Annotated in this window: 13 protein-coding genes; 5 read left to right on the top strand and 8 right to left on the bottom strand. The window is 66.6% G+C overall.

Annotation, left to right across the window (positions count from 1 at the left end; genetic code table 11):
- Positions 1-275 precede the first annotated feature (275 nt).
- From HDG32_RS22820 to HDG32_RS22840, 5 genes are all read left to right on the top strand, one after another.
- On the top strand, positions 276-746 hold the full coding sequence (locus HDG32_RS22820) for a hypothetical protein (RefSeq protein ID WP_090801467.1): 471 nt from the start codon (positions 276-278) through the stop codon (positions 744-746).
- Positions 747-907: 161 nt separating this feature from the next.
- A complete protein-coding gene (hemL, locus tag HDG32_RS22825; RefSeq protein ID WP_184058077.1) occupies positions 908-2191 on the top strand; it encodes a glutamate-1-semialdehyde 2,1-aminomutase in 1284 nt (427 codons plus the stop codon).
- Positions 2192-2254: 63 nt separating this feature from the next.
- Positions 2255-3406 (top strand): bifunctional diaminohydroxyphosphoribosylaminopyrimidine deaminase/5-amino-6-(5-phosphoribosylamino)uracil reductase RibD, encoded by a 1152-nt coding sequence (gene ribD, locus HDG32_RS22830; RefSeq protein WP_184070869.1) that lies wholly within the window; start codon positions 2255-2257, stop codon positions 3404-3406.
- 15 nt (positions 3407-3421) lie between these two features.
- Positions 3422-4057, top strand: coding sequence for a riboflavin synthase (locus HDG32_RS22835; protein ID WP_184053233.1), 636 nt, complete (start codon positions 3422-3424; stop codon positions 4055-4057).
- A 155-nt stretch (positions 4058-4212) separates the two neighbouring features.
- Positions 4213-5751 carry a TonB family protein gene (locus HDG32_RS22840; protein ID WP_260336560.1) on the top strand — a complete coding sequence of 513 codons (1539 nt, stop codon included), beginning with the start codon at positions 4213-4215 and terminating at the stop codon, positions 5749-5751.
- A gap of 8 nt (positions 5752-5759) precedes the next feature.
- Here HDG32_RS22840 and HDG32_RS22845 read toward each other — a convergent pair whose 3' ends face one another.
- The 8 genes from HDG32_RS22845 to HDG32_RS22880 form a co-directional block, all read right to left on the bottom strand.
- The gene (locus HDG32_RS22845; RefSeq protein WP_260336561.1) at positions 5760-6188 is read right to left on the bottom strand and encodes a hypothetical protein; all 429 of its coding nucleotides are present in this window, start codon (positions 6186-6188) and stop codon (positions 5760-5762) included.
- 153 nt (positions 6189-6341) lie between these two features.
- Positions 6342-7277 carry a catechol 1,2-dioxygenase gene (gene catA / locus HDG32_RS22850; protein WP_184023266.1) on the bottom strand — a complete coding sequence of 312 codons (936 nt, stop codon included), beginning with the start codon at positions 7275-7277 and terminating at the stop codon, positions 6342-6344.
- A 78-nt stretch (positions 7278-7355) separates the two neighbouring features.
- Positions 7356-7646 (bottom strand): muconolactone Delta-isomerase, encoded by a 291-nt coding sequence (gene catC / locus HDG32_RS22855; protein ID WP_090801477.1) that lies wholly within the window; start codon positions 7644-7646, stop codon positions 7356-7358.
- Between the two features lie 27 nt (positions 7647-7673).
- Positions 7674-8810, bottom strand: a complete 1137-nt coding sequence (locus HDG32_RS22860; RefSeq protein ID WP_184070874.1) for a muconate/chloromuconate family cycloisomerase — start codon at positions 8808-8810, stop codon at positions 7674-7676.
- 305 nt (positions 8811-9115) lie between these two features.
- A complete protein-coding gene (locus HDG32_RS22865) occupies positions 9116-10759 on the bottom strand; it encodes a GMC family oxidoreductase (protein ID WP_184070875.1) in 1644 nt (547 codons plus the stop codon).
- On the bottom strand, positions 10749-11414 hold the full coding sequence (locus HDG32_RS22870; protein WP_184070877.1) for a gluconate 2-dehydrogenase subunit 3 family protein: 666 nt from the start codon (positions 11412-11414) through the stop codon (positions 10749-10751). Before HDG32_RS22870 ends, HDG32_RS22865 begins: the two co-directional genes overlap by 11 nt.
- Entirely contained in the window at positions 11411-12448 is a 1038-nt protein-coding gene (locus HDG32_RS22875) for a hypothetical protein (protein WP_184070879.1), read from the bottom strand. The genes HDG32_RS22870 and HDG32_RS22875 overlap by 4 nt, the downstream gene beginning before the upstream one ends.
- Positions 12449-12476: 28 nt before the next feature.
- Positions 12477-13598 carry an enolase C-terminal domain-like protein gene (locus HDG32_RS22880; RefSeq protein WP_184070881.1) on the bottom strand — a complete coding sequence of 374 codons (1122 nt, stop codon included), beginning with the start codon at positions 13596-13598 and terminating at the stop codon, positions 12477-12479.
- Between the last annotated feature and the right edge of the window lie 94 nt (positions 13599-13692).

Here is a 13692-nt window from a genome sequence, read left to right on the forward strand (position 1 = left end):
CCGGATGGAACGCCGCGCCGGCATCGGCAGCGGAACGGGTGAAGCGGGAACGGCCATCAGTTGACCGGCTCGATTGTACGCGACGGTTAATCCGCTGACGGCGCTCGTGGCCCGCTGCGTGGACGTTGCGCGACAGCGCCGCGCGGCGCAATCAGCCTCGATCGGTTAAGCTGCCGCCAGCATGCCCAACGCGCTTCCGTATGCGCAGCTTGACGGCCCGACATAAACGCTCGACCTCGCGCAACGCCCCTCCCCTGATCCCGTTCGAACCCGCGATGACCGCCTTCCTGCTGATCTGGAGCCCCAAAAAATGGCCGTGGCCCGAGTTGCCCGACATCGCGAAACGCGTGGCGGCCGGCGACGCGGTGGCCGACGTGTGGGGCTGCGGCTTCGCGCGCGGCATCCTGCCCGGCGATCGCGTGTTCCTGCATCGCGTCGCGCAGGAGCCGAAGGGCATCTTCGGTTCGGGCTACGTGACGCGCGCGCCCTACGAAGTCCCCGACGCGTCGACCAAACGCGGCTACCGGCTGTGCATCGATTTCGTCTACGACTGGCTCGTCGATGCGCATCACGCGCCGGTCATCACGCGCGATCAGCTGCGTGTGCATCCGTTCTCGGTGCAGACGTGGGATGCGCAAAGCTCGGGCACGATCATCAAGCCGATCGCCGAAGGCGCGCTGGAGAAGCGCTGGGCCGAATTGACCGGCAGGCGCAAGCCGCCGACGATACCCGCACCGGGCAGCTAGGCGAAACACGCGCCGCCGCGACCGCCCGCCCGCACAGCCCGCCGGCGCCGACTCCGGTACAATTTCTCGATCCATCCCAGCATCGCGCGAAGGGTCCGCGGGAATCGTCCGAGGCCCTTTGCGCCGCTGCGCAACCCCTGTTCCCTATTCCACCCATCGCCATGTCCAGAAACGAAACCCTCTTCGAACGCGCGCAACGCACGATCCCCGGCGGCGTGAATTCGCCGGTGCGCGCTTTCCGTTCCGTCGGCGGCACACCGCGTTTCATCGAGCGCGCGCAAGGCCCGTACTTCTGGGACGCGGACGGCCAGCGCTATACCGACTACATCGGCTCGTGGGGCCCCATGATCCTCGGCCACGTTCATCCCGAAGTGCTGGAAGCCGTGCAGCGCGCGCTCGTGAATGGCTTTTCGTTCGGCGCGCCGACCGAGTCGGAAGTCGAGATCGCCGAGGAAATCTGCAAGCTGGTGCCGTCGATCGAACAGGTGCGCATGGTGTCGAGCGGCACCGAGGCGACGATGAGCGCGCTGCGTCTCGCGCGCGGCTTCACGAACCGCAGCCGCATCGTCAAGTTCGAAGGCTGCTATCACGGCCACGCGGACAGCCTGCTCGTGAAGGCCGGCTCGGGCCTCCTGACCTTCGGCAATCCGACCTCGGCGGGCGTGCCGGTCGATATAGCGAAGCACACCACCGTGCTCGAATACAACAACGTCGCCGAGCTCGAAGAAGCGTTCAAGGCGTTCGGCAACGAGATCGCCTCGGTGATCGTCGAGCCGGTCGCGGGCAACATGAACCTCGTGCGCGCGACCCCTGAATTCCTGCAGGCGCTGCGGCGCCTGTGCACCGAGTACGGCGCGGTGCTGATTTTCGACGAAGTGATGTGCGGCTTCCGCGTCGCGCTCGGCGGCGCGCAGCAACTCTACGGCATCACGCCGGACCTCACCTGCCTCGGCAAGGTAATCGGCGGCGGCATGCCGGCGGCGGCGTTCGGCGGCCGGCGCGACATCATGGCTCACCTCGCGCCGCTCGGCGGCGTCTATCAGGCGGGCACGCTGTCGGGCAATCCGATCGCGGTCGCGGCCGGCCTGAAGACGCTGCAGCTGATCCAGGCGCCCGGCTTCTACGACACGCTCGCCGCGCGCACCACGCGTCTCGCGCAAGGGCTCGCGCGGGCGGCACGCGAAGCGGACGTGCCGTTCGCGGCCGATGCGCTCGGCGGCATGTTCGGCATCTACTTTCGCGAATCGATCCCGACGAGCTTCGCCGACGTCACGAAGAGCGATGTGCCGCGCTTCAACGCGTTCTTCCACAAGATGCTCGACGCGGGCGTGTACTTCGCGCCGTCCGCGTATGAGGCCGGCTTCGTGTCGAGCGCGCACGACGACGCGGTGATCGACGCGACGATCGACGCCGCGCGCGGCGCGTTCGCAGCGTTGAAAGGCTGAAGCCGGGCCCGAAGCAAAGGCCGCAACTCGCACGACCCAGACACCGCACCACAACGGACACCGATGTTCTCGCAAACCGATTTCGTCCACATGGAACGCGCGCTCGCGCTCGCGAAGCGCGGCATGTACACGGCCGACCCGAATCCGCGGGTCGGTTGCGTGCTCGTTAGAAACGGCGAGGTGATCGGCGAAGGCTTCACGCAGCCGGCCGGCCAGGATCACGCCGAAATTCGCGCGCTGAAGGACGCGCGCTCGCGCGGCCACGACCTGCGCGGCGCGACCGCCTACGTGACGCTCGAACCGTGCAGCCATTTCGGCCGCACGCCGCCGTGCGCGAACGCGCTGATCGAAGCGCAGATCGGCCGCGTGATCGCGGCGATGGAAGATCCCAACCCGCAGGTCTCCGGCCGCGGTCTCGCGAGGCTGCGCGAAGCCGGTATCGAAGTACGCTGCGGGCTGCTCGCGAACGAAGCGCGGGAGCTGAACATCGGCTTCGTGTCGCGCATGACGCGCGGCCGTCCGTGGGTGCGCATGAAAGTGGCGGCGTCGCTCGATGGCCGCACCGGCTTGCCGTCGGGTGAGAGCCAGTGGATCACGAGCGCGGCCGCGCGGGCCGACGGTCATGCGTGGCGGGCGCGCGCGTCGGCGATCCTGACCGGCATCGGCACTGTGCGCGAGGACAATCCGCGCATGACCGTGCGCGCGGTCGATACACCGCGCCAACCGCACCGCGTGCTGATCGACAGCCAGCTCGACGTGCCGCTCGACGCGCAGATCCTGGCCGGCGCGCCGACGCTGATCTTCTGCGGCGAGCTCGACGCGCGTCTCGAAGAACGCGCGAGCGCGCTGCGCGAGCGCGGCGCCGAGATCGTGCCGCTGCCGAACGCGTTCGGCAAGGTGGATCTCCCGCGCATGCTGAGCGTGCTCGGCGAGCGTCACGTCAACGAGCTGCACGTCGAAGCCGGCTACAAGCTGAACGGTTCGCTGCTGCGCGAAGGCTGCGTCGATGAACTGCTGGTCTATCTCGCGCCGAGCCTGCTCGGCGTGGACTCGATGAGCATGTTCAATCTGGACGCGCCCGACCGGCTCGAAGACCGCGTGAAGCTGAATTTCCACACGGTCGAGCGGATCGGCGACGATCTGCGGATCCTCGCGCGTTTCGCGCCGACAGCCTTACCCGGGACCGACACCGTGTCTCCCACCGTTTCGAAATGATCAAGGACTAGCACGATGTTTACAGGAATCGTCGCGGCAGTGGGCCGCATCGAATCAGTCAAGCCGCTCGGCACGGGCGGCGACGCGGGCGTGCGCCTGAACGTCGAGGCGGGCGGGCTCGACCTCGCCGATGTGCAGCTCGGCGACAGCATCACGATCCAGGGCGCCTGCATGACGGTGGTCGCGAAGACTGCTCATTCGTTCGAGGTCGACGTGTCGCGCGAGAGCCTGAACCGCACGGCCGGTCTCGGCGAAACCGGCGAGGTCAATCTCGAGAAAGCACTGCGCGCGCATGACCGGCTCGGTGGACATATCGTGTCCGGACACGTCGACGGACTCGGTGTCGTCACGCGTTTCGCGCCGGTCGGCGAATCGCACGAGCTGCGCATTCTCGCGCCGCGCGACATCGGTCGTTATCTCGCGTACAAGGGATCGATTACGGTCAATGGCGTGAGCCTGACCGTGAACTCCGTCGTTGATCGCGACGACGGCTGCGAGTTTTCAATCAATCTGATTCCGCATACCGTGCAGGTGACGGCGCTCAAGCATCTGCACGACGGGGTAAAAGTGAATCTGGAGATCGATCTGATCGCGCGCTATGTGGAGCGGATGCTCAATGCGCCGCGCGATGGCGATCCATCCTCGACGTAACCTGGACACTTCCCTCGAGACCGTTACGCGATACCAGGAGCGCATGCTCGGTGCGTATCGGCAAAGCCATCGATCTGCGCAGCAAGCCGGTTGGGGCGAGGCGAATCCGGGGCCGTGACCCAGCGCGCGTGCACGATCCGAAGCTGACAAACCCAATGAAAGAGCCGCACCTGCTCCGTCGCTGGAATCCGCTGCGTGTGCACCTGACGAAAGCGTCGCTGATCCTTGCCTGCATCGTCGGTACGGGCGCAGCCAGTGCCACGATCACGTCGACACCGCAATTCGTGTCCGCGCGGAGCCTGGCCTGCACCTACGGTTTGTCCAACGACGATCTGAAGTCCGCCGGCGCTGCGGTCGCGCAGGCGCCGCGTCCCAATGCGATCGTGCGTGCATGGGTCGACGAACGTGGACAGATCAGCGACGCGGTCGTCGAAGTCTCGTCCGGCAATCCGGCGTTCGACAACCTCGCCCTTCAGGCATCGCGGCGTGCCCAGTGCAGCCCGCTCACGGGTATGGACAATCAGCCTGTGGCGGTCGAAACGAATTTCGTTTTCAATCTACCGCACGTGAGCGGCGATACGGCTCGCTCCGGCGCAGGCGTCGCGGCGACCGCGAGCAACGCGGACTCCACACGACCGCCGTCTTCTCCCGCGGGCGCGACCGGTTCTTCGCTGCTGTCGACCGCCTTGCCGTTTCTACCCGGCCAACCGCTCGATGCCGCCGAACTGGCCAACCGCTTAGGCATCCCGGCCGGCTCGTCCAAAGCGAAGCTGATCGCGGACTGGGCGCAGAAACTGACAGCCGATCCGGACATTCAGCGCTACTACTTTTCGTCCGACAGCAATGCGGCTACGGCGGGTCCCGCTGTGCTCGCTCGCGCGCTAGGCGTGCTTGACGGCATGGCGCGCATCTCGCAGCAGGACCGCGAACGGCTGATGAGCCTGACGACGCGCGCGCTGAACAACGCACCGCCCGATTGCGGCGGGCTCAAGAATCTGCAGCTGATCACGTCGCGCTATCTGTCGATGGATAAGGAGACCGACGCGGAACTGCAGGCGCAACTGCAGGCGATGTTCAACCTCGTCAAACAGTCGACGCAGACCACGCCGCTGCCGCAAGTCACGCCAGGACAACGGCTGCGCGGGCAACTGGCGCTGTCGGCGTCGCTCGCAGACGCGCTGAATCGCGACCCTTCCGAGGCCGATGATCTGGGGCTGTTGACGAGCGGCCGCCAAGGCGAGCTTTCGCCCGAGGCGTGGTGCAAGGCCATGCGCTTTTACCGCCAGGCGTTCGATAAAACGCCACAACCGGCGCGTGAATGGATCACGCTAGCGGAACTCGACAGCAGCAGACGTTCGGCGGCGTCACTGATCTCGGCGCTGAAAAATTTCGCTTCGGCGGCGCCTCGACAACCGGCGTCGGCGCCGAAAGTATCCGACTACGCGGAGCTCGTCCGGCAACGCGTGCAGCCCAATATCGTCTGGAATGGCAAGACCGGGCATCGCGAAAGCGTGGTCGAAGTGCACTGCACGTCGTCTGGCAGCCTCGAATCGGTAAAGATCGTTCGATCGAGTGGCGATCGGGCGTGGGACAAGGCCGCCATCGAGGCGGTCAAGCGCTCCGACCCGATGCCGCGCGATGAAAGCGGTGAGACACCACGGTCGTTCACGATCACGCTGAGGCCTGGCGTTTGAAGGGCGCTTCAGAAAGTTTCCGACCGCACCTGCGACTTCAGATCGAGCAAGCCTTCCTCATGCGTCGCCAACGACCCCTCGAGACGCCGCGCGAGCATCGTCAGCTGAGCGATCGACGCGCGGCACCGTTGCGCGGCATGGCCGGACAGACTCAGCACGCACTCGCGAATCGCGTCGCTGAGCGCGGCGTGAAGGCATCCGTAGTCGACGCCCGCAACTTCGCGCACCGGTCCATTTGTGCCCGCACGCTCGACGACGATATCGTCGAAACCCACATCGTCAGCGAGTTCGATGGTCGCGACCGAAGCCTCGGGCTCGATCAGATAATCACCCAACAGCCTGTCTGCCTCGCGACGATACAGCTCGAAGATCGACTGCGACAGCGCGTTGCACAGCCCGATCACGTCATGCCGGGCGACGTGGAGCTGGTCAGCCACAACACACCATCGCCGCTATCGGTGAAGCGCCGCGTCAACGCGGCGTTGTCCGGCGTCACAACTCCTCGACGCTTCAGGGATTCGGCCGGCAGGATCACCGGCCGTTGGCAACGAAAGACGGCGGCCGTGTCGCCACGGCGCCGCCTCGTGCGATTACGCTTCGGCCGAAGCGCGCAGACGATGGACGAGCTGGTTGTCCTTACCCTGGACCAGCGGCGTGATCGTGAAGTTGAACTCGATCTCCTTGTACGTATCGGCCTTCAGGCCCAGCGCCGCGCCACCGGATTTCTCGACGACCGGCGGAATCAGCTCTTCGCGCGTTGCATACGCGAAGTCGTCCCAGATCAGCGGATCGCCTTCGATGTTGAACTGCGTGGTCAGCTTGCGATGGCCGTCGCTGCTGACGAAGAAGTGCACGTGCGCCGGACGGTTGCCGTGACGGCCCAGCACGTTCAGCAGCTGCTGCGTCGAGCCGTGCGGCGGGCAGCCGTAGCCTACCGGCATCAGCGTGCGGACCTCGTACTTGCCGTCGGCGCCGGTCTTCACCGCGCCGCGCAGGTTGAAGTCGCTCTGCGCGCCGGTCGGATCGAAGTGCGAGTAGAAGCCCTTCGAGTTCGCGTGCCAGCACTCGACAACCGCGCCGGCGACCGGCTTGCCGTCCAGATCCTTGACCGTGCCGCGAATCACGAGCGGGCCCGCGTCTTCGTCCGGGTTGATGTCGATCTTCGAGACGCCCTCGCGCACCGTCGCGCCGGCGACGTACAGCGGGCCTTCGATCGTACGCGGCGTGCCGCCTTCGAGACCGATCTTCTTGTCCTCGGCGTCCATGCGGATGTCGAGATACTTCTCGAGACCGAGGCCGGCCGCGAGCAGCGCCGCTTCGCCGTCCTGACCGAGCTTGTTCAGATAGTTGACGCCGGCCCAGACTTCGTCGGGCGTGATGTCGAGGTCATCGATTGCCTTGAACAGGTCGCCCAGCAGACGGAAAACGATCTGCTGGAAACGCGCGTTGCCATTCCCGGCATCCACGTTGGAAGCGGCTTTCAGCAGATCCTGCACTTCTTTGGTTTCAAATACTTTGACGCTCACGATGACTGTCTCCAGTTGGTATAGGGGGAAAAGATGGCTTTGGATGCGCTCGCCGTCAAAAGCGCCTGGCCCCTGGGCTCAGATGTCGCCGTCCCGAATCGACGACGGGTGACGACACAGAGGCGTCACCGAAATCTTCATGTACGGGAACAGAGGCAAGCCGGACAGAATGTCGTGAAGTTCGGCATTGCTCTCTACATCGAAGATGCTGTAATTCGCGTACTCGCCAACGAGGCGCCAGATATGACGCCACTTGCCGCTACGCTGGAGCTCCTGCGAGTAAGCCTTCTCGCGGGTCTTGATTTCGTTCGCCACTTCGGCCGGCATGTCGACCGGCAGGTGCACGTCCATTCGCACATGGAAAAGCATCGTTGAATCCTCTTGTTCGAAATCCGTTTAGCGGGTGACCTTCATCAGCCCGTCTCGCGTGAATCGTTCGACCTTCGCCTCGTCGAGTTCGATGCCGAGACCCGGGCCGTTCGGCACGGTCAGTTCGAAGTCGCTGTAGTCGAGCGGCGTGGTCAGAATTTCTTCGGTGATCAGCAACGGCCCGAACAGCTCGGTGCCCCATTGCAGATTCGCGAAGCTCGCGAACAGATGCGCCGACGCCACCGTGCTGAACGCGCCTTCGAGCATCGTGCCGCCGTACAGCTCGATGCCGGCGGCATCTGCGATCGCGGCCACGCGCTGCGCGGCGAACAGGCCCCCGCTCTGTTCGATCTTGATCGCGAACACATCGGCGCCGCCGTTCTTCGCAATCTCGAACGCGCTGTCCGGGCCTTGCAGGACTTCGTCGGCCATCAGCGCGACCGGGAAGCGGCGCATCAGTCGCGCGAGCGCCGCGGCGGACGCGACCGGCTGCTCGACCAGATCGCAGCCCGCGTCGGCCAGCGCCGGAATCGCCCAGGCGGCCTGGGTCTCGCTCCACGCCATGTTCACGTCGACGCGCACCGCGGCGCGCTCGCCGACCGCTTTCTTGATCTCGGCGACGTGCTTGATGTCGGTCTTCAGTTCCTTCGCGCCGATCTTCAGCTTGAAGACCTTGTGGCGGCGCACGTCGAGCATGTGCTCGGCTTCGGCGATGTCCTTCGCGGTATCGCCCGACGCGAGCGTCCACGCAACCGGCAGGCGCTCACGGCGACGGCCGCCGAGCAGTTCGCTCACCGGCACGCCGAGACGTTTGCCTTGCGCGTCGAGCAGCGCGGTTTCGAGCGCGCTCTTCGAGAAATGATTGACCTTGACCAGCTTGCCGAGGTGCGCCATCAGCGCCTGGATCTGCGTCGCGTCCTTGCCGATCATCGCCGGGGCGAAGTAGGCGTCGATCGCGAGCTTCATTGCTTCGGGGCTTTCCGGGCCATAGGCCATGCCGGCGATCGTGGTGCCTTCGCCAATCCCGACGATGCCGTCGCTGCAGTACACCTTGACCAGCATCAGCGTCTGCCCGTACATCGTGGCGACCGACAGCTTGTGAGGGCGGATCGTCGGCAGATCGACGAGGCGGGTTTCGATACGTTCGATGGTCGCTTGGATCATGGCGGCTGCGTCGAGAAATGAGTTCATTGGATGTTTTTATACCCTTCGCCCGTTTGGCCCGTCCAATACTTTTCCTGTCCTATTTCATACCTGCAGGGTATGGTGAGGTCAGCAAGCCCGGCCTTTCTATGGATTTTGCATTGCACCATGCAGGTGGGGCATCGAAAAAGAGGCCGCTTTTGCGCCTCAAACATGACTTGGGTCAATGTTCGATGCATGGAGAGCATGTTGTGTAACCAGCCGGATCGCGCAGTGAGTACTCCATCGTTCCGGACTGTGGCTCATGCGCGTGGGCAACACTCCCGCTACAACTCGCCGCGCGCGGCCAGCGCGGCGATGCGCTCGGCGGTGCGACACGCGATCGCCTGAATCGTCAGCGACGGATTCACGCCGCCCACGGTCGGAAACACCGAGCCGTCGCACACCCACAGGTTGCGGATGTCCCAGCTGCGGCAGTCCGCGTCGACGACGCTCGTCGACGGATCGTCACCCATGCGCGCGGTGCCGTTCAGGTGGCAGGTGTCGTCGGTCTCGCGCCAGATCTCCTTGCCGCCGGCGGCCGCGAGCGCCTGTTCCATGAAGTCGAGCGAATGCGCGATGAGCCGCTTGTCGTTGTCGCACCATGAATAGGTGACGCGCGCGATCGGCAGCCCGTACTGGTCCTTCTCGTCGGCAAGTGTCACGCGGTTGCGCTGCTGCGGCAGCATCTCGCCGACGATCTTCAGCCCCGCCTGGTGGTTGTACTTGAGCATCTCCGCGCCGAGCGCGTCGCCCCACAAGCCGCGGCCGTTCTGCACCGCGACCCATCCGTTCGGCAGCGGCCCCTGGCTCATGTAGCAGTAGCCGCCGAAAAAATCTTTGCCCTTGTCTTCGTAGTTCCAGTGCTCGGTGAGCGCGAGCGACGGCGGTCCCTTGTACCAGCGGATGTCTTCATCGAAGGTGCCGTAGACGGCCTGATTCGACTGCGCCATCAGGTTTTTGCCTACGAGTCCCGAACTGTTCGCGAGTCCGTCGGGAAAGCGGCTGTTGGCCGACATCAGCAACAGGCGCGGCGTTTCGATCGCGTAGCCGGCCACCACCACGTGCTTCGCGCGCTGGAATCGCCAGCGTCCTTCGCGCAGATATTCGACGCCGGTGGCGAGCCCCGCGTCGTTGGTGACGACGCGGCCGACCATCGCCAGATCGCGCACCTCGGCGCCGGCTCGCAGCGCACGCGGGATCCACGTGACGAGCGCGCTTTGCTTGGCGTTGGTCGCGCAGCCGGACACGCAAAAGCCGCGGTACACGCACGGATGCGCGCGGCCACGGGGCGCGGAGAGGGTTGCGAGCGGCGTCGGGCTCCAGCCGATGCCGAGCGCCTCGGCGCCGCGCGCGAGCACCAGCGCCGCCGCGTTCAGCTCATGCGCGCGATACGGATAGCGCGGCCGCTTCGGCCCCCACGGATAGTTCACCGGTCCGGAGATTTTCAGCGCGTCCTCGACCTCGCCGTAGTAGTGCCACATCTCGCGCCAGTCGAGCGGCCAGTCGGCGCCATAGCCGAGCACGCTGCGCGACTTGAACCACGCGGGCCGAAAGCGCAGCGACACCATCGCGAAATGGACCGTGCTGCCGCCCACCGCCTTGCCGCTGTTGTTGTTGCCGAGCTTCAGCGGATTGTCGCCGTCGCAGATGCGCTCGTCGGTCCAGAACAGTTTTTCCTGATGCGCTTCGTCAGACGCGAACTCTTCGAGCGGACGCCACCACGCGCCGGCATCGAACGCGACGACCTTGAAGCCTTTTTCCGCGAGCCGGCACGCAAGCGTGCCACCGCCGGCGCCGGTGCCGACGATCGCGAAATCGACCTCCTCGCCGTCAGGGTACGTGCGCATCGGCACCCAGCCGCCGCGCTGGAACACGTCGGGTGCGCGGCCGTCCTTGCCGCGCGGCCGTTGCTGCGCGTCATCGGACACGGCGGTTCTCCTTCGCGGCCTGCTCATGGGTGTCGGGCGTCGCTTCGACCGCCTCCCACGGATCGCGCCGGTTCAGGTACATGCGCACATAGCCGCGCGGATTCGCCGGGCCGCCGAAGCCGATCTCATTCCACGCGTGCGGGTGCGAGTAGTAGAGGCCGCAGATGTCGTGCAGCACGCGCTCGCCGAAGAACAGCTTCGACGGCATGCCGCGCCACGCGGGGTTCGTCAGTTCGCCGCGCTGCATCTCGCCGAGCAGCGCGATCTGTGTGTCCTCCGCGAGGCTCGCGAACGGCAGGCCGCCGCGCTCGCGGCACTCGGCATCGAGCGCGGCGAGGCCGATGCGCCAGGCGTCGCGCATCGGCGGCAAACGGGCGTCGCGGTAGCCGTCGTTGCCATTGCCGGCGAGCCGCGCGTCGAGCAGCGCGGCGAGCGGCACCACCGGTTGCGCATTCGCTTGCGGCACGATGCGGGCGCACAGCGACGTGACCGCGAGCCATTCGACCGCGTTGAAAAAGCGCGGCTCGAGCGGTGTCGCGAGGCGTTCGGCGATCACCGCGCGGGTGTGCGCGTCCCACGACGGCGTCGTGCGTTTGTCGAGCACGTCGTAGCCGGGATAGCGGGTAACTCGGGTCGAGCGTGGTCGGTTGGTCATTTTTCAGTCTCCCGCAGACGCAGTGCGGCGAGCCCGGCGAGCGCCAGCGCGGAAAAGCTCGGCGGCGCGGGCAGCGGCGGCCCGTCGAACAGATTCTGGCTCCAGTTGCGCCAGCCGCCCTGACGACGCGCGATCCCGCGCGCGTGAAAACCCGCGCCGACAAAGCCGAGCACGGTCGTGATGTGTAACCAGAGCCGCGTGTACCAGCGCTCGCGCGGCGCGGACAGCGCGGCATGCGCGAGCAGCGCGGCGGTGATCGGCGGAATGCTGACCGGCGCGTACATCGCGCGATGCTGAAACGCGCCACGAAAATGCAGCAGCGCGGCCTCCCCCACCGTGCCGACGAGACCCGCCGCGACCAGCAGACCGAGCGCCTGACCGGCCGGCATGCCGAGCAGTTGCGGGTCGTCTGCGGGCTCGTCGCGCAAGCGTTCGGCGACGGCACCGAGCGCGCCTGACAGCAGCAACGCGATCGGCGCGCCGAGCGGTGCCGCGTGAAACAGGTTGTTCCAGCTCCAGCCGCCCGGCCGCTTCATCACGTTGTAGAAATGGAAGCCCGTGCCGGCGATGCCCGTCGCGGCCGCGCTCAGATAGATCGCACGGCGCGCGCGATGCGTCTGGCCGCGACGATCCGCGCCACCATGCAGGCCCGCGGCGAGCGACAGACTCGCGCTGACGAGTGGCGTGAACATCGCGGGGTTGTCGAACGAGCCGCGGTAGTGCTCCATCGCGCTGTCGGCGAGCACCGACAGCGCGAGCAGCGCGGAGCTGTGGTTGAAGGTGCGGGCCGCTTCGACGTGTGCCTCCACCTCGGCGGTGGGTTCGCTCGCGTGCACGCGCGCCGGCGCGCGCTGATGGCTGCGGGCGGCACACGTCGGGAACGTCACGGATGCCCGACGCTCGTGGTGTTGCGGGCCGCTCTCACGCCGTTCACGATGCGACCCAGGTCTTCCCGCGCCGCGCGCTGCCAACGCCGCGACGGCCGTCACCGCCGCCGCCGTGTACAGCAATCCGGGTACGCGTGAAGAGCCCATCGATATCGCTTCCTTGTCGTGGCCTGTTTTATTTGATGAGATAGCGCTCGGCGTCACCATGCTTGAACTCGAGCCCGCAACCGGGCCGCGACAGGTCCGGCTCCATCTGGCCGTCGCGCAACCGCGGCGCACCGTCGAACAGCATGGCTTCGATCCGGGCGTGGTCATGGAACCACTCCTGATGGCGCAAGCGCGGCGCCGCGCACGCGACGTGCAGATGCAGCGCCGGTGCGCAATGCGCGGACAGCGGCACGTGATACGCGTCGCACAGCGCGGCGGCCTGCAGGAAGCCGGTGATGCCGCCGCAACGGCTCGCGTCGGCCTGCAGCACGTCGACGGCCCCCGCCGCGAGCAGGTGGCGGAAGTCGTCGAGCGTGTAGCCGTATTCGCCGGCGGCGATCTCCATGCCGGCCGGCACGCGCTCGCGTACGCCGCGCAGGCCCGCTTCGTCGTCCGAAGACACGGGCTCCTCGAACCAGCTCACCTGGTGCTCGGCGAAACGTTGCGCGTAGTACAGCGCCCGTTGCGGCGTGAACGCGCCGTTGGCGTCGACGAACAGGCCCGCGCCGCCGATCGCCGCGCGCGCCGCCGCGACGCGCGCCGGGTCCTTGTCCGGCTCGCTGCCGATTTTCATCTTTACCCACCGGCAGCCGTCCTGCGCGACCCAGCCGGCGAACTGCTGCTGCAAGCGCTGGTTCGTATACGTGGTGAAGCCGCCGCTGCCGTAAGCCGGCACGGCCGGGCGCAACGCGCCGAGCAGCCCGACGAGCGGCACGCCGAGCAGCTTCGCCTTCAGGTCCCACAGCGCGCAGTCGATTGCCGAAATGGCTGTCGCGGCCAGTCCCGCGTGGCCGAGATTGCGCACCTGGCGCTGCAACCGTTGCCAATGCGCGCCGACGTCCAATCCGTCGTGATTCAGCACGCAGGCGGCGAGCGCGCCCTGGATCAGCGCGACGATGCAGGCATCGCTGTACGTGTAGCCGGTGCCGGTGTGGCCGCCCGCGTCGACCTCGACGACGACCAGCGTGGTCGCGTCCCACGCGAACGTGCCGTCGGCCTCCGGCGCGTCGGTCGGAATGCGGTACGCGCTCGCGCGCAGCGCGCTCACGGGCGCTTGCGACGAGCCCCCGCTCGTGGCGCCGCGCTTCATCGACGCGCTCCTTGCGCGCACGCGTGACGCCCTTCATTGATGCAACAGCCGACGGTCCCCGACATTCCGGTCTCCGGGTGGTAGTGAGACGAAA

This window comes from Paraburkholderia sp. CI2 (genome assembly GCF_014201055.1).
Classification (GTDB): Bacteria; Pseudomonadota; Gammaproteobacteria; order Burkholderiales; family Burkholderiaceae; genus Paraburkholderia; species Paraburkholderia tuberum.

Excerpts from the sequence above, each read along its gene's own strand:
- catC (WP_090801477.1), bottom strand. The coding sequence starts at position 7,646 with ATGCTTTTCCATGTGCGAATGGACGTGCACCTGCCGGTCGACATGCCG.
- HDG32_RS22870 (WP_184070877.1), bottom strand. The coding sequence starts at position 11,414 with ATGACCAACCGACCACGCTCGACCCGAGTTACCCGCTATCCCGGCTAC.
- HDG32_RS22875 (WP_184070879.1), bottom strand. The coding sequence starts at position 12,448 with ATGGGCTCTTCACGCGTACCCGGATTGCTGTACACGGCGGCGGCGGTG.
- hemL (WP_184058077.1), top strand. The coding sequence starts at position 908 with ATGTCCAGAAACGAAACCCTCTTCGAACGCGCGCAACGCACGATCCCC.
- HDG32_RS22835 (WP_184053233.1), top strand. The coding sequence starts at position 3,422 with ATGTTTACAGGAATCGTCGCGGCAGTGGGCCGCATCGAATCAGTCAAG.
- HDG32_RS22820 (WP_090801467.1), top strand. The coding sequence starts at position 276 with ATGACCGCCTTCCTGCTGATCTGGAGCCCCAAAAAATGGCCGTGGCCC.
- HDG32_RS22880 (WP_184070881.1), bottom strand. The coding sequence starts at position 13,598 with ATGAAGCGCGGCGCCACGAGCGGGGGCTCGTCGCAAGCGCCCGTGAGC.
- HDG32_RS22860 (WP_184070874.1), bottom strand. The coding sequence starts at position 8,810 with ATGATCCAAGCGACCATCGAACGTATCGAAACCCGCCTCGTCGATCTG.
- ribD (WP_184070869.1), top strand. The coding sequence starts at position 2,255 with ATGTTCTCGCAAACCGATTTCGTCCACATGGAACGCGCGCTCGCGCTC.
- HDG32_RS22840 (WP_260336560.1), top strand. The coding sequence starts at position 4,213 with ATGAAAGAGCCGCACCTGCTCCGTCGCTGGAATCCGCTGCGTGTGCAC.